Source organism: Winogradskyella echinorum (assembly GCF_014297365.1).
GTDB classification, from domain to species: domain Bacteria; phylum Bacteroidota; class Bacteroidia; order Flavobacteriales; family Flavobacteriaceae; genus Winogradskyella; species Winogradskyella echinorum.
This window is the reverse complement of the sequence record NZ_JACOQD010000001.1, coordinates 921,107-947,208: the sequence shown is the minus strand read 5'-3', so window position 1 is coordinate 947,208 and position 26,102 is coordinate 921,107. Positions and strand designations below refer to the sequence as shown.

The window sequence follows — 26,102 nt, the reverse complement described above, 5'->3', positions numbered from 1 at the left end:
TTAGTTTTTTTTGATTCTTTTATATAGAACAACTCAACTTTAAAAACTACTGAATAATAAAATAAAAATCATCAATTTATTTATCTAAAACAAAAAGAGCAACCTGTAAATTAGGTTGCTCTTTATATTTACTTAAGAAAAGTATACATCTACTTTCCTAACATTAAAAGCTCACTACAAACCACTTCCGTAATATAACGTTTTATACCATCTTTATCTTCCCAAGAGCGAGTGGTTAACTTTCCTTCAATAGCAACTTCTTTACCTTTAGTAATATATTTTTCTACGATTTGGGCTGTTTTTCCCCAAGCTACAATATTGTGCCATTGGGTGTCCGTTACTTTTTCGCCTTGTGCATTTTTATAGCTTTCGTTTGTTGCTATTGCAAATTTTGCTAAAGTTTTGCCCGATTCAAAATTGGTGATTTCTGGATCATTACCTAAGTTACCAATCAACTGTACTTTGTTTCTTAATGTGTTCATGTTTTCTAAATTTTATGTGTTAAACAGTTAATACTATTGAACCTTCATTGATTCAACACTGCAAAGATGTGGCAGCATTCAAATTTTATTCGGTAGTTACCTATTTAAATTCGTTTGTAAATATTTGTAGTCGTTTGTACATGAATAAAGTGTTGTGTTTATTGGCTTTTATTAAGTTGCTGTATTTTTTGTTAAATGTTTATAAAATCAATTGATGTAAAATTATAACCGACTAAAAAGTATATAACATTCGAAAATCTGTGTAAGATATAATCAAGCCTTCACTTCTATCTTTGTCCTATTCTTTTTGAAAATTTAAAATAAATAAGCAATTATGAGTACAAATCAATTCGGTAAAAATGGGTGGACACCTAATAGAATTAAAAACTTAAACGGTAAAACCTTCGTTTTAACTGGTACAACAAGTGGTACGGGTTTTGAAGCCGCAAAAATTTTGTTGGCTAAGGGTGGAAAAGTGGTGATGCTTAATCGTAATCCAAAAAAATCCGAAGCTACAATAGCAACATTGCAACAAGAACTTGGTAGTGCAATTAATGTTGTTAATATCCAAATGGATTTAGCATCTCAAGCTTCGATAAAAATTGCTGCACAAAAAGTACTTAAAACTGTATCGCAAATTGATGCTTTAATATTAAATGCTGCAATTGCACAAGTACCTAAACAAACATTTACGGTAGATGGTTTTGAAAGCCAAATGGGTGTTAATCATTATGGTAATTTTTTATTACAAGCATTACTATTCCCTAAAATTGAAGCCTCAAACGGACGAATTGTTACTGTAGGAAGTATGGGATATAACTTAGGTATTAAAACCATTCAGTTTAATGATTTAAACTGGGATAAAAACTACAATCCTAACGGTGTGTATAGTCAAAGTAAATTGGCACAAATAATGATAGCTTACAAGCTACAAGACAAACTAAAAAAGGCAGGTAAAAATAATGTAAAAACTTATGCATGTCATCCTGGTGCTTCTAGTACGTCTCTAATAAAAACTAACGGTAGCTTATTAACACGATTTGTTTGGCAAATTATGAAACTAACGCCAATGGTACAATCAGCCGAAAAAGGTGCGTATCCAGAATTAATGTGTGCTACAGAACCAGATTTAGATCAGTCAGGTTTTTACGGTCCAACAGGACGAAATTATTGGACAGGACCAGTAGGCGAATGTAAATTAGAGCCACATGCCAAAGACCAAGCCGTAATGGATAAACTTTGGACTGTTTCTGAAGAAGCAGTAGGTATAAAATGGAATGTTTAAATTTGAATAAACCAACACGTTAATACAATGGATATACTTAAAATAGCAACCGATTGGGCAAAAGCCGAAGTTTTTTCAACACGATTCTTCATTATTTTTGCTATTGGATTTTTAATAGCAAGTGCAGGATTTTGGCAATTAGGAAAAACCGAAATAGCGAAAGCCTATATATTTCCTACTTTAATAGCAGGAGCTATGCTTTTAACTATTGGCCTTGGGTTATTTTACACCAACAAATCGAGAATAAAACAATTTGAAACAGCATATAACAATAACGCTGTTTCTTTCGTAGAAGCAGAACTTAAACGTGCCGACAGTACTTTAAATGAATACAAAACCATAGTATTTAAGGCCATTCCAATAATTATTGCTGTTTGTGCCTTAGTTATAATTTTTTTGAATACACCCATTTGGCGAGCAAGTATGATTACAACTATTGCAATGTTAGTCGTTATTTTATTAGTTGATGGTACAGCACACGGTAGAATAGATGCTTATAATAAACAATTACTATTAATAAAAAACGAATTGAAAAAGTAACATGCAACATTTTAAAACACTATCAGCGTATATAGATTACCTAAACCTTCCAGGTTCAGAACATCCAATGCTAAGTGTGTTTTCTGCTATTGGTGAAGGATTTTTGCCTTGTCCAAAAGAAAGTTCACCACCTATTACTAACGACTGCTATTCTATAAGCTTGAAGAAGATTGTAAAAGGCGATTTAAATTACGGTCGAACAAAATATGATTTCGCCAATGGTTCTTTAATTTTTATAGCTCCAAGGCAAGTATTGCAATGGGATAATGCTGTGGTGTATAAACAGAAAGGTTTTTCAATAAACTTCCACGAAGATTTTATCAAAGGAACAGAATTAGCACAACAAATTAAGAAATATAGTTTCTTTTCCTATTCAGCAAATGAAGCTCTACATCTATCTCCAAAAGAAGAAAAACAGATAGAATCTATTGTAAAAAATATTGAAATAGAATATCAAAACAATCAAGACGAATTTAGTAAAGATATCATCATTTCACAGTTAAGCACACTTTTTAAATATGCTAATCGTTTTTATGAGAGACAATTTTTAAACAGAAAAGAGCTTTCTAATAATTTGTTGGAGCAATTTAATCTTCAATTATCTGAATATTTTGAATCAGGGCAATTAAAAGAAAAAGGTATTCCGAGTATTGAACACATTGCTAATAAACTATCGGTTTCTCAACGTTATCTTAGTGAAACACTAAAGAAAGAAACAGGGAAAACTACAACCGAGCATTTGCAATTACATTTAATTAATGAAGCCAAAAACATTTTATTGCAACCAAGTAAAAGTATTTCGGAAGTGGCATATGAGTTAGGGTTTGAGTATCCACCTTATTTTTCAAGATTATTTAAAAAGAGAGAAGGTATTAGCCCTACGGAATATAGGGAAAAGTATCGAATGAATTAAATAAGTAGAAATCTTCACTTTAAGTTTTTTCAATTTTTAACTATCTTTCCGTAAAGTCAAAAAAATATCTTTTAGAAATTTTCTGTGAAAGTTATATTTCTGGACGAGACAATTAAAGTCAATTAGTGATGAAAGTTACAGCCAAGAAAAATGAGCAAGTTGCAAAAATGATATTTGCATCTATTTACCCACATTATCTTAACAGAATAGTGAAAAATGGAAGGACTAAGGAAGAGCTTAACCAAGTAATAGAATGGCTAACCGGATTTAATGAAGAGAAATTACAAGAGCTTATTGACAAAAAGGTAACATTTCAAACATTTTTTCAAAAGGCCAAAATGCATCCCAACGCTCACATGATTAAAGGAGTTGTTTGTGGATATAGAATTGAAGACATCGAGGATGAATTTATTTTATATAAGCAATGCAGACAGATGGAAAAGCTGATTGATGAATTGGCAAAAGGTCGAAAAATGGAGAAAATTTTACGAGTTGAGAAGAAATAATATTTCTGTAGTCACTCTAAATTTTAAATGTAAGAAGCCAATAATAATTAATAATAAAATCTAATAAAGTATATATTAAGGTTATATTTTTGTCATCTTAAAATCATTACTATAATTAAAATGGATTACTACTCAATAGCAACTATATTAATTGTTTTATCAGCGCTCTTTGGTTATATAAACGTTCGGTTTTTAAAACTGCCAATAACTATTGGTCTTATGCTAATTACTATTGTTTTTACAGTAGTTTTAGTTGGCATAGCACAATTTGATGACACCTTACTTATTAGAGAACGAGAATTTATTAGCATGATAGATTTTGAAACCGTTCTACTAGATATAATGCTTAGTTTTTTGCTGTTTGCTGGTGCCTTACACACCAATTTTAATCAACTAAAAATTCAAAGAGGACCAATTTTAGCGTTTGCTACTTTGGGTGTATTAGTGTCTACTTTTTTAGTAGGTATTGTAATGTTTTATGTTTTACAATGGATGAGCTTAGAGGTTAATTTTATCTATTGTCTATTATTTGGTGCTTTAATTTCACCAACAGATCCTATTGCGGTACTCGGAATTCTTAAAAAAGCAGGAGCTCCCAAAAAACTAGAAACTAAAATTGTTGGTGAATCTTTATTTAATGATGGTGTAGGTGTGGTAGTATTCTTAACCATTTTTGCAATTGCAGCAAAGCCAGATGCTGCTATTGAGTTTTCGGATATAGCTACATTATTTGGGCAAGAAGTTATAGGCGGAATTGTCCTAGGACTTTTATTAGGTTGGATAACCTATCGTCTTATGAAATCTATAGACAATTACGAAATTGAGGTCATTTTAACCCTAGCAACAGTTATGGGAGGTACTATGTTGGCGCATGAGTTACATTTGTCTGCACCTTTAGCCATGGTAACAGCAGGACTTATTGTTGGTAACGATACAGTGAGAAATACAGCAATGTCTGAAACCACAGAAGCATACGTTGATAAATTTTGGGAACTCATAGATGTACTGTTAAACACTATTCTTTTTGTAATGATTGGTATGGAAATGTTAGTGCTTACTTTAGAAGGAAAATTTATTTATGCAGGTCTGTTAGCAATACCAATAATCTTAATGTGTCGTTATATCTCACTTTGGCTACCAATAAAGTTCTTTTCTAAACGCCTAGATTTTGTGCCTAAAACAAATTTAATAATGACTTGGGGAGGTTTACGAGGTGGCATTTCTATAGCATTAGCACTTAGTCTAACTCAAGAAATGCATAGAGAACTATTTTTAGTTATTACATATGTAGTTGTAGTAGTATCTATTGTAGGGCAAGGTTTAACGGTTGGACCTATTATTAAAAAATTGACAAAAAAAATAGATTAATTAACCTTTAAGTAGGATTCTATTTCTGTATACGGAATGGCAAATTCGGTATAACCTTGATCATAAGAAGCCACCTCATAAACATTATATAACATTACAAGACCTTCGTCGCTAAACCCAATATTTTCAGGTAATTGAAAAGGTTTTCCAAAAAAGAAATCTTCCATTTTCATATTTTCATCTTCGGTTTCTAGCGATTTTATAAAATGAGCTTTAGCTATTGTTTTAAAAGCAGCTATATCTTCAATAATATTATTTAAATTTAGAATTTCACCAGTTTTAGCATTTAGGTTGAGAAATCTTATTTTGTCATTACCATGTGCGCCACCTTTAAACTCGTATGTGCTAACAGCTAAAGTAATTACATCTTCAGATTGATAGGTTTTTTCAGTTTCAATATGGAGTTCCCAAATAGGTTCATTAGAATCCGGAAAATCTTTTTTAAAGTTGATATATTCTAAGTTAAAGTCTTCTAAAACTGCTTTGAGATTTGTTTTTTTAGAAGCATCGCTCAGTGTCGTAAGTATGGTTTTTTCAATATTAAAATTTATGGTTTTACCTAATTCATTAGTTTCAATAGCATTGTCGTAGGTAGCAGATATATCTGCCTCAAATTTTGAGTCTATTGAGGTGGTTTCAAAAGTTACTGGCTTAAATTCTGTACTGCATGAATTTAAAACCAAGATAAGAACTATAAAAGTGATTATTTGCTTCAATTTTAATGAGGTTTTGTTAAACATTCAATAAAGGTATTGTATAGATTTGAATAGAACGAATTATCCGTTAAATTAGTTGTTCTTAAAATTCATTTAGGGCACTTTAATTTTTAATTAACATGAAATTCAATACAAAAACCATACATGGAGGTCAAGAGCACGATCCGGCTTATAGATCTGTAATGCCTCCAATTTATCAAACCTCTACGTATGCACAATCAACACCTGGTGGACATAAAGGGTACGAATATTCTAGAACACACAACCCAACACGTAACGCTTTGGAAAATGCTTTTGCAAGTATAGAAAATGGCAATTATGGTATGGCTTTTGGTTCTGGTTTGGCAGCAATCGATGCCATTTTAAAATTACTAAAAACTGGTGATGAGGTCATTTCTACAAACGATTTATATGGAGGCACCTATCGATTATTCACCAAAATTTACGAAGATTTTGGTATTAAGTTTCATTTTATAGGAATGGAAAATGCAGAGCGTATAGAAGATTATATTAACGACCGCACAAAACTGATTTGGGTTGAGACGCCAACTAACCCAATGCTAAATATAATAGATATCGTAACTACATCTAAAATTGCTAAAAAACATAAGGTTCTTTTAGCAGTTGATAATACGTTTGCCACTCCATATTTACAACAGCCTTTAGACTTAGGAGCAGATATTGTAATGCATTCTGCTACTAAATACCTTGGTGGTCATAGCGATTTGGTTATGGGTGCTTTAATTGTAAATGATAAGGAAATAGCAGAACGTTTATTTTTTATTCAGAATGCAAGTGGAGCTATTTGTGGACCTCAAGATTCGTTTTTAGCACTAAGAGGTATAAAGACCTTACATATACGTATGCAAAGACATTGCGAAAACGGTAAGACTGTAGCAGAATATTTAAAAAATCATCCTAAAATTGAAAATGTATATTGGCCAGGTTTTAAAAATCATCCAAATCATGAGATTGCAAAATCTCAAATGACTGATTTTGGTGGTATGGTTTCTTTTACAACTAAGGGAAACAATTATGATGAAGCTATAAAAATAGTAGAAAACCTTAAAATATTCACTTTAGCTGAATCTTTAGGTGGTGTAGAATCTTTAGCTGGTCATCCAGCAAGTATGACACATGCTAGTATACCTAAAGAAGAACGTGAAAAAACAGGGGTTGTAGATTCGCTAATTAGATTAAGTGTTGGAATTGAAGATGAGGCAGATTTAATTGCAGATTTAAAACAAGCCATCGGATGATTTATTTTAATAAATGATGGAACAAAAAAGACCAAATCTTGTCGATTTGATCTTTTTTTGTATGTTTTATTTTAAAGTTTTCTAATCCTAATCTAAGTAGTAAATGTAACCAAGATTAAGCCACACTAACCAGTCTTTAGACTTATTTGAGGCCAATTGGTGGTTTAGACCATCTGTCCAATCACTAAAAAAGTATTGAAACCTTAAATCTATCATTAAATCAGAAAGTATATTTAGCTTATATCTTGTACCAATACTACTTACAATAGACCAAGTAGAACCATTGGCATCATCTATAGAGCCTGGTTCCCATCTTGAATAAAAATTATTTGGGTCTTCAATGTTACCAACATCATTAGGATTTAGAGGATCGCTGCTTACATAGTTTGTATATACGTTTGGACGGTATGATACATAATGTGCGCCTAAACTTACAAATGGGGAAAAAGAATATACACCTGCAGAAAAGGCTCTAATACTTAATGGATAATATTCTAATTGCATACCAATATCCCAGTTTTCTGCCTCACCAGTATGTCCTCTTAATTTATCTGCCTCTGCACTAGTTTCACTAGGGTCCACAAATTCTCCAAAATGTTCAAGTTTAGTTTTATTCCACGAGATTTCAGTCCTTAATTTAAAATGATCATTAAAGTATTTGTCGGTAGTATAACAGTTACAATCTGCACGATACGCAAAGTTTATATAGTGCACAATCCCAATACCAATACCTGCGTTTCCAGAATTAGTTTCAAAATCTGAGCGAACACCAAAATCAGATTGGTATGCCACAGGTCCAAAAATAACACCCACCTCATGAGAAAAGCCTAATTGTGAGTAGCTATGTTGCATTGATAGTAGCAATGCAGAAGCAATGAATAATCTCTTTATGTTTATTACCATCTAAATTCTAAATTAATTGATATGCTTACCGAGCAAATATATAAAAACTCGACGAACTACCAAATAAAACGGATAAAATGCACATTTTATTATTTTTTTAATTTTTAAGGAATTTTAGTCATGAAAAAAATTTATTGAGAATATATAAAAAATAAATGGTTATTTTTATAGATAATGTATCTTTGTACCCAATAAATCACAATTTCTTAACAATAATATATATGAAAGATAAAATTGACGCTTTTTTAGATCTTGTAAAGGAACGAAATGGTCATGAACCAGAATTTTTACAAGCCGTTCAAGAAGTGGCGGAAACGGTTATTCCTTATATCGTAAAACACGATATATATCATGGAAAGAACATTTTATTACGAATGGTTGAGCCAGAACGCTTAATTTCTTTTCGTGTTTCATGGGTAGATGATAGTGGTGAGATACAGGTTAATAGAGGTTATAGAGTTCAAATGAATTCTGCTATCGGACCTTATAAAGGCGGATTAAGATTTCATCCAACTGTAAATGCAAGTATTTTAAAGTTTTTGGCGTTTGAGCAAGTGTTTAAAAACTCTTTAACAACATTGCCAATGGGTGGTGGTAAAGGTGGTTCTGATTTTGATCCTAAAGGCAAATCAGATAACGAGATTATGCGTTTTTGCCATGCTTTTATGACAGAACTATATAGACATATTGGCCATAATACAGATGTTCCTGCAGGAGATATTGGAGTAGGAGCACGAGAAATTGGATTTATGTTTGGTATGTATAAGAAGCTAAACAACACATTTACAGGGGTTTTAACAGGAAAAGGACAATCTTGGGGTGGATCTTTAATTAGACCTGAAGCTACAGGATACGGAAACGTGTACTTTGCCGAAAACATGTTAAAAACTAAAAACGACTCTTTTAATGGAAAACGAGTTGTAATTTCTGGTTCTGGTAATGTTGCACAATTCGCTGCTGAGAAAGCTATAGAATTAGGTGCAACTGTTTTAACTTTATCAGATTCAGGAGGTTATATTGTTGATGAAGATGGAATTAATACTGAGAAGTTGGAGTATGTAATGGATCTAAAAAACAATAGAAGAGGTAGAATTAGTGAGTATGTAACTAAATATCCATCGGCTAAATATGTAGAAGGAGAAAGACCTTGGTCAGTTAAATGCGACATAGCATTACCATGTGCTACTCAAAATGAGTTGAATGGAGATGAAGCAAAAATGTTAATTGACAATGGTTGTATTTGTGTATCTGAAGGAGCAAATATGCCTTCAACACCAGAAGCAATGCATGCATTTCAAAAGGCAGGTATTTTATTTGCACCAGGAAAAGCATCTAATGCAGGTGGTGTAGCTACTTCTGGTTTAGAAATGAGTCAAAACTCATTACGCCTTAGCTGGTCTAGAAAAGAAGTTGATGAAAGATTAAAAGATATTATGGAAGATATTCATGATTCTTGTGTAAAATACGGTAAAAACGATGACGGCTCTATAGATTACGTTAAAGGTGCAAATATTGCAGGTTTTGTTAAAGTAGCTGACGCTATGTTGGCACAGGGAGTTATCTAGTAGATTAACTTCAATATATTAAAAAGCTTCCGGAATTTTTTCGGAAGCTTTTTTTTATGACATAATATATGAATCCCTTAATATTATCGTTACTATTAAATATCTTTGAACAAACAAATTTATTAATGCATAAAACTGTTTTTAAAACTTTTATACTTGTTTTTAGCTTGTCTATTTCTTGCTATAGTCAAGAAGTTTCATCTCTCTGGCAAGGTCATTTTTCTTATAATAATATTGTTGACGTAGTTAAAGGCGAAAATAAAATTTATGCAGCTGCTGAAAATGCCGTTTTTGAATATAATGTATTAACATCCGAGTTAAATACTATTTCTACTGTTGAAGGATTGTCTGGTGAAGAAATTACTACCATTTATTACAGCGACGTATATCAATATCTACTTATTGGCTACGAAACGGGTTTAATTGATGTGTATTCTGAAACCGACGAATCTGTTTTAACCGTTGTAGATATTATTGAAAAACAGAATATTCCACCTACAAATAAACGTATTAATCATTTCTATGAGCATGAAGGTTTGATTTACATATCAACAGACTATGGTATTTCGGTCTATAGTTTAGATGGATTAGAATTTGGGGATACTTATTTTTTAGGTAATGGAGGGTCTCAAATTACAGTTAATCAGGTATCTATTTTAAATAATGAAATTTACGCTGCCTGTTTAAATAGTAATGGAATAAAAAAAGCGGATTTAAATAATCCTAATTTAATAGATTTTATGCAATGGCAGACGGTTATTGATGGTGACTATTATACAATGAGTACAATAAACAATAGAGTGTACTCTGTAAGGTCTAATAGAGCACTTTATCAAATTGATGGAGCTTCAATAAGTGTATTATTTTCATTACCACTATTACCACTAGACGCCGAATTAACCGATTCTAATTTAATTTTTTCAACATCAAATACGGTTTATGTCTATAACGAAAACATACAATTAATTAATAGCTTTCAACCAACTGCAGATTTTAACACCAACTTCACTTCAGCTGTTGTATTAGATGAGTTCATATATATTGGTACTGAAGATTTTGGTGTGTTAAGTACTCAGATTACTGATAACAGTTCTTATATAGACATTAAACCTAATGGTCCTTTATTTAATAGTGCCTATAGAGTTAATACAGATTCTGAAACTGTTTGGGTCTCTTATGGTGATTACTCAGCCTCTATTAATCCAGATCCACTCAGAAGCCGAGGATTGAGTTATTTTAAAAATGAAGAATGGGAAAACATACCATTTGATAGCGTTTTAGGAGCTAGAAATTTATCAGAGATTTCAGTAAATCCCTTTAATTTTAATCAAGTATTTATTAGTGCGGTAAATGATGGTATTTTAGAGATTAATGATTTTGAGCCAACGGTTCTGTATAATCAAGACAATAGTGGATTAGAGTCTTTGTTTAATCCAAGTGTACCAAATACAGTTAGTATTAGAGTCACAGATTCTGAGTTCGATACCAATGGGTTGCTTTGGTCCGTAACAAGTAGAGTAGATAGAGCGTTAAAATCTTATGATCCAAATACGGGTAATTGGCAAGGTTATAGCTTTTCAAGTTTAATAGAAAATCCTTTATTGGACGAAATTGGTTTTTTTGAAATTGAAATAGACAATAATGGAACAAAATGGATTGGATCTTATTCTAATGGCTTATTAGCTTATAATGAAAATATTGCAACCGACCCATTACGGAATATTAGCACAGAGGCACAGAATATACTACCATTTACAAGATTTACAGCTTTAGCATTAGATGATAGGAACCAACTTTGGATTGGTACTACAAAGGGATTGAGAGTATTATTCAATACTTCTGGTTTTTATGATGATCCTAACCCAAGTCTTAATCAAATTATTATCTTAGAAGATGGTATTCCTAAGGAGTTATTAGAAGGCCAATCTATTACAGATATTGAAGTAGATGGCTCTAATAATAAATGGGTAGCTACTGTAGATTCTGGTGCGTTTTATTTTTCTTCAGATGGTCAAAATACAATCTATCATTTTACAGCAGATAATTCGCCATTACCATCTAACCGAATAAATGATATTGCTTTAGATCCAAATAATGGATTTGTCTATATCGCCACAACAAGAGGTTTAATGTCATTTAAAGCAGGTGGCTCTAAACCAGAAGACACTTTAGAAAACGCTTTTGTGTATCCCAATCCTGTACGACCAGAATATAATATACTTGGGTTTACGGATTTAAACGATATTAATAAAGGTGTTAAAGTTAGTGGTTTAACAGATCGTGTAAATATTAAAATAACTGATATTGAAGGTAACCTAGTTGCCGAAGCGCAATCTAATGTTAACCAACGCTCCTCTAATGTCAATTATAATTTTGCTATTGATGGAGGTACAGCAATATGGAATGGCAAAAATTTAGCGAATTCTGTTGTTAGAAGTGGTGTATATCTTATTATGATTTCAGATTTAGATTCTTTTGAAACTAAAGTATTAAAGGTTTTAATCGTTAGATAAAAGATGCTGACAACCAATAATAGTATCGTTCTTTCTAAGTTAAAATACAGAGACTACGACCTTATTGTTAAGTGTTATACCCAACAAAGAGGAGTAGTTAGTTATATTTTAAGAGGTGTTCTAAAATCTAAAAGAGGAAAAACAAAAACGGTTTATTTTCAGGTTTTATCTCAACTTCAAATTGAGGAGAATTATAAACCCAATCAATCACTTCATTCCATAAAAGAAGTAAAGCTAAATTATATTTATAAAAGCCTTCATACTAATATTTTTAAAAGTGCCATTGTTTTATTTTTATCCGAAATTCTTTCAAATGTGCTTAAAGAGGAAGAGAAAAACGAAGATTTATTTAATTACATAGAAACAGCCCTTCAATATTTAGACAATGAAGATGATTTTTCAAACTTTCATTTACTATTTCTTTTAAAGCTAACACGTTATTTAGGATTTCAGCCCGAAAACTTAAATGATAGCTATCCATATTTTAATTTAGAATCTGGAGTTTTTGAAACTGTAAATCAAGGAATCTATTCTGTTTCTGGCGTAAATTTAACACTGTTAAAACGCCTGTTGGGCACAAATTTTGATGCATTAAATTCTATAAAGATTAATGCAAAACAACGACAAGAGTTTTTAAATATGTTATTGCATTATTTTGAATTACATTTGGGCAGTTTTAAAAAACCTAAATCATTACAAGTGCTTAACGATGTTTTTCATTAAGCCAACTTTTAAGAAACGATTTTAATGACGATTAGCATAAAAGTGAAGTACAATATCATTTTAAGTATTTTTTTATTCCTCTTTTTGCAGTTAAGTTTTGCACAAACCGTTACTGTTTTAGATGAAGAAACTAATGAGCCAATTCCTGGTGTAGCGTTATATAATTTAAAAAAAAATAAATCTTTAGTAACAGATATAAACGGAAAAGCACCTTTAGATATTTTTAAAACTAATGAAACAATATTTTTTCAGAATTTTCTTTATGAAAAATATCAACTTAAAAAATCTAAACTTGCAAAGCACAACTATATTGTTTATCTCAAACTTAAAGTAGAAGGCTTAAACCAAATCGTAATTTCTGCCTCTAAATTTGAACAAAGTAAACGCGATATACCTCAAACCATAGTTAGTTTTGATGCTAAACAAATTGCCTTGTCTAATCCGCAAACTAGTGCAGATTTATTAGAAAACTCAGGTAATATTTATGTTCAAAAAAGCCAATTGGGTGGTGGAAGTCCAATGATTAGAGGTTTCTCAACAAACCGACTTTTATTATCAGTAGATGGTGTGCGCATGAACAATGCCATCTTTAGAGGAGGTAACCTTCAAAATGTAATTTCCATAGACCCTTTTGCCATAAAAAATACCGAAGTTACTTTAGGTGCAGGTTCTGTAGTATATGGTAGCGATGCTATAGGAGGTGTAATGAGTTTTTATACAAAAAAACCACAGTTATCATATAAAGATGAAATATATCTAAGCGGAAATGCATTGGTAAGATATGCTTTAGCAAATAAGGAAAAAACAGGTCATTTCGATGTTAATCTTGGTTATAAAAAATGGGCTTTTTTAACAAGTGTTAGTTATACAGATTTTGATGATTTAAGAATGGGCAGCAATGGTCCTGTAGATTATATAAGACCAGAATACGTAGTTAGAGAAAGTGGTGAAGATGTTATTGTTAAAAATCCTAACCCTTTGGTACAAACGCCTACAGGTTACGATCAGATAAACCTAATGCAAAAGGTTAGATATGAACCGTCAGACAACCTTAATTTTGATTTAGGATTACATTATTCTACAACCTCAGATTATTCGCGCTATGATAGATTAATAAGATATAGAGATGATAACCTACGTTCTGCAGAATGGAATTATGGACCACAGAAATGGTTTATGGGAAACTTACAGTTAACCAAGTTAAGTAGTAATTCTAATCTTTATGATAAGATAAAAGCAACCTTAGCTTATCAGAATTTTAAAGAGAGTAGAGAGGATAGAGATTTTCAATCTGTAATAAGAGCTGTTAGAGCAGAATCTGTAGATGCCATTTCGTTTAATGTAGATTTAGAAAAGGGTTTTAATACTAATACAAGTCTTTTTTATGGTATAGAATATTTGCATAATACAGTAAGTTCAGAAGGGCATGATGAGAATATTGATACGAATGATAATACCTTAACTGTAACCAGATATCCAGATGGTTCTACTTGGCAATCTATAGCAGCATATGCGAGCTTAAAGCATAAACCAAATTCTAAATTTGTATTTCAGTCCGGACTTCGTTTTAATCAGGTTATTGCAAAAGCAGATTTTACAGCTAATAATGTGTTTTTAAATCTTCCTTTTGATAATGCTGAGGTCAATACAGGAGCACTAACTGGTACAGCCGGTATTACTTGGTCGCCAAGTGATATGATGCAGTGGAAACTAAATGCTTCAACAGCATTTAGAGCGCCAAATATAGATGATATAGGAAAAGTATTTGATAGCGAACCTGGTTCTGTAGTTGTACCTAATAAAGATCTTAAAGCAGAGTATGCTTATAGTGGTGAGTTGGGTTTAAAACTAAATTTTAATAATAAAGTTATTTTAGACTTAGCAACGTATTATACTTTTTTAGATAATGCCTTAATCCGAAGAGATTACGAGTTAAATGGTGAAACAGAAATGATGTACGATGGAGAACTAAGTAATATACAGGCGATACAAAACGCTTCTAAGGCATGGATTTATGGATTTGAAACTGGTTTAGAAATCAACTTTTCTGAACACTTAAAATTACGTTCTCAGTATAATATTATTGGTGGTACGGAGGATAATAATGGAGTAGAAGAACCTGTAAGACATGTCGCTCCGAGTTTTGGACGTACCCACTTTATCTGGGAAAACCATAAGCTATTATTAGATGCTTTTGTAGTTTATAACAACGAGCTTTCTTTTAATCAGATGGCTCCATCAGAAGCCTCAAAAGATTACATCTACGCATTAGATAGCAATGGAAATCCTTATGCACCATCATGGCATACGCTAAATTTAAGAACACAATATAAGTGGAATGATAATTTAAGTGTAACAGCCAGTTTAGAAAACATAACAGACCAGCGTTATAGACCGTATTCTTCTGGGATATCAGCGGCAGGTAGAAATTTAATACTTGCTTTAACTTATACCTTATAAACGCCATTAAAGAGTTTAAAAAATGCCAATTCATTTTACACTTATAAAAATCTTTTCAGAATCTTAAACTCTAAAACTTAACGCTGTTTTATAGCTTTTTTGGTAATCACTTGTCCATTAGATAATGCTACATTAGCAATATAGGCTGCGTTACTAAGTCTAGATAAATTATAAACTTCAGTTGAATTATTACCTCGTAAATTATATATCTGTCTTCCTGTAATATCTATAATCTCTACGTTAGTTATTGTAAGGTTAGCGCTTACTTTAAACAGTACATCGCCATTTGCTTGCTCAATTATAGTTAGCTCATTTGCGTCTATTAGATTATCATCAATGGAAAGTGCAGATGGAGTAAATACAATTTCGAAACGATCATTAAATTCTCCCGTTTCAGAAGTGAACGTGTAATTATTTAGAGTAAGATTTTGTGTTATGTTAAGAAGATCATCTCTTAAGTATATTGTGTTTTCTGTCATAAATGCTCCTTCGATTTCATGAATTGAAATTGAATAAATAGTAGGTACATCTATGGTTGTATTAAATCCAAGGGGAATAACTTCTTCAAGGGTTAAACTATTTGGGTCTTTACCTTGTATAGCAAATTTCTTATCTATAGAATCATCTATTAGAGAATAAATACCAGAGTAAAGTTCAGAAGACAAGTTTTTATACGCATCGTAATAAGCACCATCATCACTATCAGTAGCGCCATCAACATAAGCAACTAAAATTTGATTGAAAATGCCATTATCGGAAGTTAAATCTAACCAAAGTCTGTTAGCTTCATTGGTGTTGGTACCTCTAAAGAATTGATTGTTATTAGCTGTAACACGCATGCTGTTATTAAAAACCACATTGGCTGTATGTATGTTACCACCAATTGGAGTAGCTGTTGCTCCATCGTCCATAGAGACAAAGAAACCTTGCCCAGAAGGAATAAATCTATTTGGAGTAACGCCATCTCCTCCTGCAGTTTGCCCAGAACCATTAATAATGGCATAATCACTTTGTGCGAAGTTGAAATTTTCGTTTCCATTAGCATTTCCATCGGCAGCAGTGTTATGCGACCATAAGAATATTGCTCCATTAATAGGACTACCAGATACATTATTATCTATCGTAGAAGCATTCTGAGATAAAAATCCATCTGTACCATCAATTGCTATGGCTGAAGGATATGGGTTGCCAATAAAATTCCAATTATTATCATTGAGTTCATTATCATTTCTATAAATAGGAATGTTATAAACACCATTATGAAATGGACCTTCAAATGTGTATATATAACGTGCAGGTATAAATCCAGTTGGGTTATGAGTTGCTGCATAACCAACACCAGACTCCATTACAGTAGAGCCATTTACATACTGCCAATCATTAGCATCATCATCAATATCATCTTGTCCTAAAACTGTGGTGTTATCGTTATTAGTTTCTTCGGTAGAATCTCTAAAATTTTGTCCACTAAAAGAAAATATTCGAGTAGCGTTTGCTTCAAATAAACCTTCATTAATTACTTCATCAACAACAGGAGAACTCCAATAGGTATATTCTAAATGCGATGCTAAAGGAGCCGTTTCTTTTTCAACACTAATTTTAGTTTTGTCTGTTAAAACATCACCAAGTATAGACGCGCTATCGTCAATCTGAACAAATGATCCATCTGTTTTTACTACAATATTGCCATTTACTGTAAGATCGTTATCTACTAATACATAGGTGTTATTTTCGATAGTTAAAGTGCTCCCATTATTTACAATACATTGGCAAGCTTCAAAACTGGTTTCACCATTGGTGCCCACGCTAGTATCATAATTTGCATCTATTATAGCAACCTTATCTAATGCTGGTAGAGAAGACCAGTTAGTGCCATCCCAAACAGTTGTAGTTACTTCAAGTTTTACAGCATTACTGGCTTGGTAGCAAGTTGCAGAATTTTCTCTTACTTGACAGTAAAATTGATACCCATTATAAGCAATAGGATTTATAATATCTAATGTTGTACTTGTTACATTATTAAAATCTACATTATTAGGTACAACAACAAAAGTTGAAGCATTAGGTGCCAAATAGTACCACTGATAAGCAAGAGAAAAACCGTTTGCAACTCCTTCGGTAGCAGTTATAGATAATTGAATGGCCGAAGTACAATCAAAAACTGGTGCATTTAACACAGATACAGTTGGCGGTACACCAAGCGAAAAATCATAAACACCAAAATCACTATAATCAGAATCACCACAAGTAGTCCAATCAATCTCATCCCATTGAGATAAATCAAAAGTTGTAGATGGTAATGGAGTGGCTGTATTTTGTCTTCTATAATTAACACCATCGCCATTTATACCAAGTCCATTTGCCCATGTACTACTGCCTAATTCTCCAAAGACATCAATTGATGTTGCTGTAGTGCTATTATAAAGTTCAAAAGCATCAGAACTATTATTATCAAAGTTAATACCACCTGCACTGTTAAAAGATTGGTGAGGTAATCCTCCAGCTAACCCGTTACCCGATAGGTCACAACTGGTTGTACCAACACTAATTACATGAATTCCACCAGGTGCTAAAACACCGGTTAAATTCGCTGTGGTAGAAGGAGTTCCACTTCCGTTATTAAATATTCTTATACTGTAGTCGCTTAAATCTATATTTGAGGCAGTACCATTAAAGATCTCAATTATAGAAGAACTACCACTGGTTGCATCAGATACTTCACTTATAAATAAATCGGAAGGCACAGTTGCAGCAGCAGCAGTTTCGCATCCGCTAATAACGGTATCAATAACATCAAAAGAGCTATTAGAAGAACAACCTGTTGAAAAATCAACTACAATATTAGCGTCAATAGCTCCAGCAGGCACTAACACCACTAATTCTGTTGCGTTAGAAGACACTACAGGCATTGCTAAGCCGTTAATGGTTGCAGTAGCACCAGTTAAGTCTGTAGCAGAAGTAATGGTGACTTCGGTATTTTCTGGTCCTTCTGTTGGCCAAATAGTACTGGTAAGTACAGTAGAACACACTGCAGTTCCTTCAATATCAAATTCGTATGGGTTTTCGTCACTATCATTGTTTACAATACGTACTGTGGCTGTACGTGTACCATCAGCGGTTGGTGAAAATTCAATTCTAAATTCTGAATCGGCTAAAGACCCAACAGTTGCACTTGGTTGTAATGTAATATTAAAATCACCAGGATGCGCACCAACGAGTTCTACTCTAGGTGCACCTGATAACGTAAGTGTTGAGGCTCCAATATTTTCTACAAAATAAGATTTTTCAGGTGAAGTAGCTCCCACATTAGTTGAACCAAATAATGTATTGTTTAGACCATAAGGTGCATTAAAACCATCTTCAATAGTAATATTGTTACCCTTTATATTAATCTCAGCATTTGCAGGTTGTGTAATAATTATGTTGTAATCCTCAACTTCTCCATCATGTCCTGTTTCACAAGGAGTTGGTGGGTCAATTGGAAAGTCTGTATCGTAATATTTTGTAGAAATACGCATTCTAGTAACTGCAATTGCAGCGTTGGTTGGTATTTCAATTGCTAAAGGACTCGCATCTGTAGAACCATTTACTGCGTTATAAGCAAGACCCAAATCATAAGCTTCGTTTGAATCTGAAAAATCACCATCGTTATTCCAGTCAATCCATGCCATAGTTGTAGTTGTAAATGCACCATCTGTGTTTACACGAACATCCAAATTATAAGTTTCCCCTAGCGTTACTGTTGTTGAAATTGATGTATAATCTGAATAATCATTATCAGCATTTGAAGAAGGATTGTCTATAGTGTTAAATTCTACATTATTTATTAATGTTAAATAGCCATCTGTTCCATCTCCACTAGATGCACAATAGGTCAATGAAGGTACAGCACATACTTCTACGCCAGTTGTCCACGTTGTACCTCTTCTTATAAAAGCTCTAAAACAATAGTTAGTGCCATTGGTTAAACCCGTCACAGCTACCACATTTCCCGTCCCTTTATAAACGACTTGGTTAGCTCCAGCATAATTAGGATTTGCAGTATAAGCAGATCCATCGCCAGTTGGTGTAAATGCAACCGCACCTTGATTTGCTACAATAAGTATTTCATCCCAGCAAGAAATTGGCGTTGGGTTGAGCCAGTTTAAAGTCACTTGATTGGTAAGAGGTGTAGGCACAAAATTTCTAATGTCTCCTTGTGCAATTCCTTCTTCATTGCTTCCTGCAGAAGCACCATTAGACCAGCCTGTAAGCGATTCTCCATTATAGGCAAAAATTCTAAATGAATAGGTAAGATCTTCAGTTAAACCAGTTACGGTAGCAGTTGTGCCATTTCCTTTGTAAACTACTTTTCCTAAAGATGCAAGAGTTTCAAAAGGTGCAGCATTATAATTGGCATTAGCGGTAAACGTACTTGCATCATTTGTTGGTGCTGATGGATCAGTAGTACCTTCTAGTGCAAATATTATATAACCACCTGTTGGCGGAGTTGCAGGATTATTCCAAGATAAAATTACCGAAGTATCTTCAAAACAACCTTCTAAATTTTGAGCGTTAGAGGGTGAACTATTTGTAACATTTAAAGTCGCAGAATTAGAATTTGTAGAACCACAAGCATTGGTTAAAATACATCTGTATAAGTTACCATCCATAGCTGCAGACGTTGCACCTGTGGTATAAGAATCTGTCGTTGCACCAGTACCTCCTGTAACATTATTCCAGATGGTACCTCCATCCGTTGAAACTTGCCATTGGTAAGAAGAGGTATCACCAGATGTAACATTAAAAGTAGCTGTATTTGGTATTTGTTCTGTTTGGTTTGTTGGTTGCGTTGAGATTGTTGGAATATTAATACCTGTACCATCTAAATCCATTGTAGAACCAGTTGCGTTGTCACTGGTAACAGTTAATGTTGCAGTTTGTGCACCAGTTGCAGTAGGTGTAAATGTAACATCGAAGGTTGCTGTAGCTCCAGGTAAAATAGTTGTGTTAGAGAGAGGGCCAACTACAAATTGAGCATCATCTGAGGAAACAGCTACATTTAAAGCTGTAGTAAGAGCAGTTGTATTGGTTATGGTATAAGTTTGTGAAGTTGTCGCAACAGAAATACAGCTTGAACCATGATCTGTTGTACCAGATATTGTTAGATCTGGTGTAGTTGCTGGAGTCCAAGAAACGTCATCTATTACTATTTGCCTTGTGCCCACTGATCTGAATTCAATTAAAACAGCTCCAGTTTCGTTTACAGTAACAGTTCTAGAATAGTCAGGTCCTTCAGCAACAAGTGTATGAGTTTCATATAAATTACCACCAACATAGATTTCTATTGTTCTATCAGCAGCAGTTCCACCTGTAAAATATGAAGATATTGTATAATTTAAATCTCCAACACCATTTGCATCTGAAGTAGCTGAAACATTTCTTGTCCCACTACTACTAAAACCGATTGTTCTTCCAGTTATATTATATGTAGTAGTAACTGACCTTGCTCCATTATATGTCCAAGTGACACCATTATCACCAGTATATGTACCGTTTCCATAACCTCCACCAGGAGCATTTAAATTAGAAAAACTTTCTGAGCCTTGCCCATAGCCAGACACAACAAAGCATAGGAATATTATAAAAATGAGGGAGTATTTCTTTTTCATATAGGATTAATTAGCTATTAATCTATTACAAAGATATGTTAATATCTCTGTAAATCAAGGCCTTGTAAGATACGTTTTTATTAACAAAACGTTATGATTTGGTCTAAGTTTTCCACAAAACTCAAAATATTTCGTTGAAGTGTAAAATGACTTTTTAAGTGATTAAAAAAAACGTCTTTTACTCTGAGATTCTATTGTATTTTTGAAATCATGGATTTTAGCAAAACATACACGGTTGAGGAAGCGCAAAAAAAACTTGAAAATTATTGTGCTTATCAAGAACGTTGTCATAAAGAGGTACGGACAAAGCTAAGAGATATGAAGATGATTCCTGAGGCCATAGATAATATTATGGTACACTTAATTGAAAATAACTACCTCAATGAAGAACGGTTTGCTAAAGCTTTTGTAAGTGGAAAATTCAGAATTAAAAAATGGGGAAAAAACCGAATAATAAGAGAACTAAAATTTAGAGAAATTTCTAAATACAGTATTGATGTTGCTCTTAAAGAAATAGACCAAGAGGCTTATTATACAACCTTAGATGAGTTAACGAAAAAACGTATAGACCAAGTGAAAGAAAAGAACAGCTTTAAGAAGAAAAAGAAGGTAGCAGATTACTTACTTTATAGAGGTTGGGAAAGTCATTTGGTATATGAAAAACTTAATGAGTATCTATAAAAAAAGCCTTTCCAACTTCTTGAAAAGGCTTTTTTAAATATTATAATTTCTGTACTGTCGCTATTTTTGTTTTGTCGTCCTGAACTTGTTTCAGGATCTAAAAGACAAAAAGCGTTAATGACATATATTTTATACTCAATATGCGCTTTGTTACAGTGAGTTTTATTAGGCAATTACAAATTAAAAACAGCACCTATGTTTAATACAAACTGGTTGTATAGGTAATATCCAATATCTGTTTTGTCGTTACTATATTTTGCTAAAGGAAAAGTAGCTTCAGAGTATATACCAAATCCTTCAGAAAAGAAATAACGTGCGCCAACATGACCTCCAAAATTCTTTAAGCTTAAGCTAAGACCAGGATAAAAATCGAAGTTTTCGTCTATATTTAAAACATTTCCTAGGTTAGCATTAAAACGTGCTTTTAAGTCAAAACGATCACCAAAATCTGCATCAACATCTCCATTAATTCCTAAGGCGTAAGATGAAGAGATACCAACAGACATATTTTCACCTAATCCGTAATCGTAACTTACATTTATACCTGTAGCACCATCTTGAAAGTTTGCTCCAACCTGAAATTTAGTATCATCTTTACCCTCAAAGGCTTGTGCATTTACTAAAGACATTGAAATTAGTGCTATAACTAAAAATAAATTTTTCATGTGTTTGTATTTATTGTTTTATTAAAGACACATGCTGTTAGCTATTAGTCACTTTCTTATGTGATATTGCTTTTAACATGCTCGTGTCATTATTTTTTATGTTCTAAAATTTGAGATGGCAAATATATTATAAGTTTTTAAAACACAGTAACTTTCCTAAAAAGTCTTATGTGTATTGGTTATGGCTTTTTCGTTTTTCCAATCTATCCATTTTTGACCTTTTATACGACGCATTAAATTATCGTAATTACGCATTAAAAACAGGTTATATATTGCTTTACTTAAATTTTTTGGATTTCTGGCAATAGCTCTAAGACTCATTGAAAAACCAGGTGTAATATAGCGCATATAATGCCAATAGCCTTCTGGCATATATAGTATTTCTCCATGGTTGAGGTTACAAACCCAACCTTTGGCTTGTTTTAAGGCAGGCCATTTTTTTAAATCTGGATTATTAAAATCGATATCTTCTCTAGTAATGAGAGAATGAGGCACTTTATATAAATATTTACTTTGTTTTTGATCGAAGAGAATACATTGTTTTTTTCCTTCAAAATGAAAATGAAAAATATTAGCCAAATCGATATCGTAATGCATAAAGGTGTGCGAATTTGTGCCACCAAAAAATAGCATTGGTAACCCTTTCATTAACCTTAGTCCAAAATCTGGAAATTTATAATCGTTTTGAAGTTGCGGAACTTCCTTTAAAATATTCCAAAGAAAAATACGGTATTTAGTAGGCTCGCGTTTTAATAAATCTACATATTCGCTCATTTTCATTGAGGCATGCGCTTCATTAAAACCATCTTTATAATCTACAGGTCTATCATCGTAAAGCGGAACGGTTTTATCACCAGCCACTTCTTTCATATAGTCTAAGCTCCATTTAGTATACGCAGGCCAGTCTTCTATATAACGTTCTATCACCACAGGCTTTTGCGGTTTAAAATAGTGCTTTATAAAATCGCCTTTCGTGATAGTTTTAACACGAGGTATATCTTGAAGATTTAATTGCAATATCCAAATGTTTATTTGGTCAAAGTTAATAAAACGTTACTAAAAGTTGATTATTGTAACTCAGTAATTTTAGGTTAGAGCCATTTAGTTTCCCGTTCTGTAGCGTCTAAAATATCAACATTTAAAATAGATGCTATTTCTTTAGCTTTCTCAAATGCCTTGTCAATATTATAAGTGTTAAAGGCTTCTATTTTTTGATTGGTGTTGTAAAATAAGTTGAGCTTAATAATTTCGTTAGTAACATTAGCTTCAGCTGATAATTGCCTTAAGGTTGTAGTTTCATTGGTTTTAAATACCGACACATATTCTATTTCCGGAATGGGTTTCCATGTTCCAAAATTAAACCCTAAAATAGATTTTACTTCTCGGTATTTTTGATGTTTAAAATCGAATTCTGAGCCTTCTATTAAAAGAAGAAATATGCCAACACCTATAGAAATAAAGCCTTTAAAACTTGAAAAAATTGAAACGATTCCTACACCAATGGCAATAGATCCTAAGATTATTTTCCAAATAGGAAGTTTTCTTTTGAAGGTGAATTTTTCCATTGAATATTATGAAGAAGTGTTTATTTATAATTGAAATTTTATAGCCTGTCATTTTGAGCGTAATCGAGAAACCGTTAGATTCAATGTAGCTAAATCTTATATTTAAAATAAGACATTTCGACTACGCTCAATGTGACAGAAGAGGTTTATTTCTCCTCAGACTTTTCAATCTTAGCATCTTCTGCTTCAATCTCCTTTTTGTCTTTACCTTTTAAGTACTCAGGTAAATCCATACCAGCCATATTAAACATTTCTTGTAATGGTGGTACTGATTTGTACATGCCAGATAAGAAGTTAGCGGTTGACGATTTTCCGTCTTCTCCATTACTTCCATTATCCCAAACCGTTACTTTATCAATTTTAATGTTCTTAATAGCATCAGATTGTATTTGAACAAGCTCTGGTAATTTATCAGCAATCAGTAACAATACAGCATCTCTACTGTCGTTGCCAGCAGCTTTTACTATTTCTTGTAAACCAGCAGCTTGTTTTGTTAATACTTCAAACTGACCTTGTGCTTCGGCTTGTGCCTTAAATAATATTGCATCTGCTTCACCTTTTGCTTTTCTTCTAATGCGCTCCGCTTCTGCTTCTGCATCAATTTCTACTTTACGTTTATCAATTTCCGCAGGTACAATAACATCGGCCATTTGAGACGAACGCTCACGTTCTGCTCTTGCCGTTTCTGCTTCTTGTTCTGCAGCATAAGACTCTTGCAAAGCTTTAGCACTTTGTACTTTTTCTGCTGCAATTGCCACACGCTCAGCTTCGGCTTCTCTTTGACGACGCAACGAATCTGAATTAGCAACAGCAATCTTAGCTGTGTTTTCTCCTTCTACGGCTTGTGCGTTTGCCGCAGCAACTTGTGTTCTTTCATCTTGTACAGCATTAGCCTCACCAATAGATCCATCTCTGGTTTTTTCGGCAACCGATTTACGCGCTGCGTTGATTGCATGTGCAGCAGCTTCTTTACCTAGTGCTTCAATATAACCAGACTCATCAACAATATCTGTAATGTTTACGTTGATTAGTTTTAAACCAACTTTCTTTAATTCTGATTCTACACTTGCAGAAATATTAGTTAAGAATTTATCTCTATCGTTATTAATTTCTTCAATATCCATCGAAGCAACTACCAAACGTAATTGACCAAAAATAATTTCTTGTGCTAATTCTTGTATTTCGTTTTGTCCTAATCCCAATAAACGCTCAGCAGCATTCTGCATAATACCTGGTTCTGTAGAAACACCAATGGTAAAACGCGATGGTACATTAACACGAATGTTTTGTTTAGATAAGGCATTTACCAAGTTTACTTCGATAGAAATTGGCGTTAAATCCAAAAACTCATAATCTTGAATCACTGGAATAATAAATGCGGCACCACCATGAATACACTTGGCAGATTGACCTCCTCCAACTTTTCCGTAGACTACTAATATTCTATCGGAAGGACAACGTTTATAGCGTTTTATTAGGATGATTAAGGTTACAATTATAAATAGAGCAACGAAGATAAATAGCATTGGGCCTCCAATGCCTTCTACGCTAAAACCGTCTTGTATACTGAGTAATTTCATAGTGTAAATTTTTAAGGTTAGTATTTAGTTATATATATGTTTATTAGTTATTTAAAAGGTGGTTATCACCAGATTCTAATTGCTCGTGTTGAGCATTAGACGCTTCTATGGGTTTTCGGGTTTGGTCAACAATGAGAATTCCATTAGAAGTGACATCGACGACTTTTATGATGGTTCCAGATTTTAATTCGGTTAACGAATCCGTTAATGCATCTAGCTCTCGCATAGTTCCTTGCACACTAACACTTACTTTCCCCATTCTTGAGCGATCTGCTCCAATAGTTAAATAGACTTCGCCAACTGCATCAATAGCATTTTTATAATTTAATGTACCACTATCAGCTAGTTTACTAATAAAGTAAAATAATGCCGCCATAATAACCATCATTAACAAACCACAAATTATAGATATAATTATGGTTATTGGTGTAGAAAGGCCTGCATCAATACAAGCAATACCACTCCAGCCAAAAATGGTAAAAAAGCCAACAAGGTTTTTAAAAGAAATAAATTGAAATCCAGCACTAGCATCCATATCAGTATCTAGATCTTCAATGCCATCCGCATCTCCACCAGTAAAAGCCATTATCATAACTACAGTAAATATTAGCGAACCAATGATGGCAACTAGCCAATATACTTTGGAAAGAAATTCTAAATTTGAATACCAATCTGCCATAACTTTTAGATTTAAAATGCGTTAATAAATATACAACCATTGTAAGAT

The 26,102-nt window shown here is 33.0% G+C and carries 20 protein-coding genes; 11 read left to right on the top strand and 9 right to left on the bottom strand.

The annotated features are described in order from the left end of the window. Positions 1 to 149: 149 nt before the first annotated feature. Complete coding sequence (locus H8K90_RS04150; protein WP_186844673.1) at positions 150 to 482, bottom strand: single-stranded DNA-binding protein; 333 nt, start codon at positions 480 to 482, stop codon at positions 150 to 152. 334 nt (positions 483 to 816) lie between these two features. On the opposite strand from H8K90_RS04150, the gene H8K90_RS04145 reads away from it, so the two are divergent. The 5 genes from H8K90_RS04145 to H8K90_RS04125 all read left to right on the top strand — a co-directional run bounded on the left by H8K90_RS04145 (position 817) and on the right by H8K90_RS04125 (position 5,094). After that, on the top strand, positions 817 to 1,767 hold the full coding sequence (locus tag H8K90_RS04145) for an SDR family oxidoreductase (protein WP_186844672.1): 951 nt from the start codon (positions 817 to 819) through the stop codon (positions 1,765 to 1,767). Positions 1,768 to 1,794: 27 nt separating this feature from the next. Continuing rightward, positions 1,795 to 2,307, top strand: a complete 513-nt coding sequence (locus tag H8K90_RS04140) for a hypothetical protein (protein ID WP_186844671.1) — start codon at positions 1,795 to 1,797, stop codon at positions 2,305 to 2,307. Between the two features lies 1 nt (position 2,308). After that, positions 2,309 to 3,220, top strand: coding sequence for a helix-turn-helix domain-containing protein (locus tag H8K90_RS04135; RefSeq protein ID WP_186844670.1), 912 nt, complete (start codon positions 2,309 to 2,311; stop codon positions 3,218 to 3,220). Positions 3,221 to 3,348: 128 nt separating this feature from the next. After that, positions 3,349 to 3,726, top strand: a complete 378-nt coding sequence (locus H8K90_RS04130) for a DUF2200 domain-containing protein (RefSeq protein ID WP_186844669.1) — start codon at positions 3,349 to 3,351, stop codon at positions 3,724 to 3,726. Between the two features lie 120 nt (positions 3,727 to 3,846). Further along, positions 3,847 to 5,094 (top strand): cation:proton antiporter, encoded by a 1,248-nt coding sequence (locus H8K90_RS04125; RefSeq protein ID WP_186844668.1) that lies wholly within the window; start codon positions 3,847 to 3,849, stop codon positions 5,092 to 5,094. Here the strand turns inward: H8K90_RS04125 and H8K90_RS04120 are convergent. After that, entirely contained in the window at positions 5,091 to 5,810 is a 720-nt protein-coding gene (locus tag H8K90_RS04120) for a DUF3298 and DUF4163 domain-containing protein (protein WP_186844667.1), read from the bottom strand. The two genes, H8K90_RS04125 and H8K90_RS04120, sit on opposite strands and share 4 nt — an antisense overlap. A 119-nt stretch (positions 5,811 to 5,929) precedes the next feature. On the opposite strand from H8K90_RS04120, the gene H8K90_RS04115 reads away from it, so the two are divergent. Continuing rightward, the gene (locus H8K90_RS04115; RefSeq protein ID WP_186844666.1) at positions 5,930 to 7,069 is read left to right on the top strand and encodes a cystathionine gamma-synthase; all 1,140 of its coding nucleotides are present in this window, start codon (positions 5,930 to 5,932) and stop codon (positions 7,067 to 7,069) included. Between the two features lie 87 nt (positions 7,070 to 7,156). Here H8K90_RS04115 and H8K90_RS04110 read toward each other — a convergent pair whose 3' ends face one another. Further along, positions 7,157 to 7,972, bottom strand: coding sequence for a THC0290_0291 family protein (locus H8K90_RS04110; RefSeq protein WP_186844665.1), 816 nt, complete (start codon positions 7,970 to 7,972; stop codon positions 7,157 to 7,159). A 221-nt stretch (positions 7,973 to 8,193) separates the two neighbouring features. Between H8K90_RS04110 and gdhA the strand changes: the two genes are divergently transcribed. The 4 genes from gdhA (at position 8,194) to H8K90_RS04090 (ending at position 15,233) form a co-directional block, all read left to right on the top strand. Continuing rightward, complete coding sequence (gene gdhA / locus H8K90_RS04105) at positions 8,194 to 9,537, top strand: NADP-specific glutamate dehydrogenase (protein ID WP_186844664.1); 1,344 nt, start codon at positions 8,194 to 8,196, stop codon at positions 9,535 to 9,537. A 125-nt stretch (positions 9,538 to 9,662) separates the two neighbouring features. Next, on the top strand, positions 9,663 to 12,050 hold the full coding sequence (gene porZ, locus H8K90_RS04100; RefSeq protein ID WP_186844663.1) for a type IX secretion system anionic LPS delivery protein PorZ: 2,388 nt from the start codon (positions 9,663 to 9,665) through the stop codon (positions 12,048 to 12,050). Positions 12,051 to 12,053: 3 nt separating this feature from the next. After that, a complete protein-coding gene (gene recO, locus H8K90_RS04095) occupies positions 12,054 to 12,773 on the top strand; it encodes a DNA repair protein RecO (protein ID WP_186844662.1) in 720 nt (239 codons plus the stop codon). Between the two features lie 24 nt (positions 12,774 to 12,797). Further along, complete coding sequence (locus H8K90_RS04090) at positions 12,798 to 15,233, top strand: TonB-dependent receptor (protein ID WP_186844661.1); 2,436 nt, start codon at positions 12,798 to 12,800, stop codon at positions 15,231 to 15,233. Between the two features lie 77 nt (positions 15,234 to 15,310). On the opposite strand, the gene H8K90_RS04085 is transcribed toward H8K90_RS04090, so the two are convergent. Further along, on the bottom strand, positions 15,311 to 20,884 hold the full coding sequence (locus H8K90_RS04085) for a choice-of-anchor D domain-containing protein (protein WP_186844660.1): 5,574 nt from the start codon (positions 20,882 to 20,884) through the stop codon (positions 15,311 to 15,313). Positions 20,885 to 21,094: 210 nt separating this feature from the next. On the opposite strand from H8K90_RS04085, the gene H8K90_RS04080 reads away from it, so the two are divergent. Beyond that, positions 21,095 to 21,565, top strand: coding sequence for a regulatory protein RecX (locus H8K90_RS04080; protein ID WP_186844659.1), 471 nt, complete (start codon positions 21,095 to 21,097; stop codon positions 21,563 to 21,565). Positions 21,566 to 21,738: 173 nt separating this feature from the next. On the opposite strand, the gene H8K90_RS04075 is transcribed toward H8K90_RS04080, so the two are convergent. The 5 genes from H8K90_RS04075 to H8K90_RS04055 all read right to left on the bottom strand — a co-directional run bounded on the left by H8K90_RS04075 (position 21,739) and on the right by H8K90_RS04055 (position 26,054). Continuing rightward, a complete protein-coding gene (locus tag H8K90_RS04075) occupies positions 21,739 to 22,230 on the bottom strand; it encodes a DUF6646 family protein (RefSeq protein WP_186844658.1) in 492 nt (163 codons plus the stop codon). Between the two features lie 156 nt (positions 22,231 to 22,386). Further along, positions 22,387 to 23,247, bottom strand: a complete 861-nt coding sequence (locus H8K90_RS04070; protein WP_186844657.1) for a cupin-like domain-containing protein — start codon at positions 23,245 to 23,247, stop codon at positions 22,387 to 22,389. A gap of 74 nt (positions 23,248 to 23,321) precedes the next feature. After that, the gene (locus H8K90_RS04065; protein ID WP_186844656.1) at positions 23,322 to 23,795 is read right to left on the bottom strand and encodes a hypothetical protein; all 474 of its coding nucleotides are present in this window, start codon (positions 23,793 to 23,795) and stop codon (positions 23,322 to 23,324) included. Between the two features lie 146 nt (positions 23,796 to 23,941). Continuing rightward, positions 23,942 to 25,375, bottom strand: coding sequence for a flotillin family protein (locus tag H8K90_RS04060; protein WP_186844655.1), 1,434 nt, complete (start codon positions 25,373 to 25,375; stop codon positions 23,942 to 23,944). Between the two features lie 43 nt (positions 25,376 to 25,418). Further along, positions 25,419 to 26,054 carry a hypothetical protein gene (locus tag H8K90_RS04055; RefSeq protein WP_186844654.1) on the bottom strand — a complete coding sequence of 212 codons (636 nt, stop codon included), beginning with the start codon at positions 26,052 to 26,054 and terminating at the stop codon, positions 25,419 to 25,421. Positions 26,055 to 26,102 lie beyond the last annotated feature (48 nt).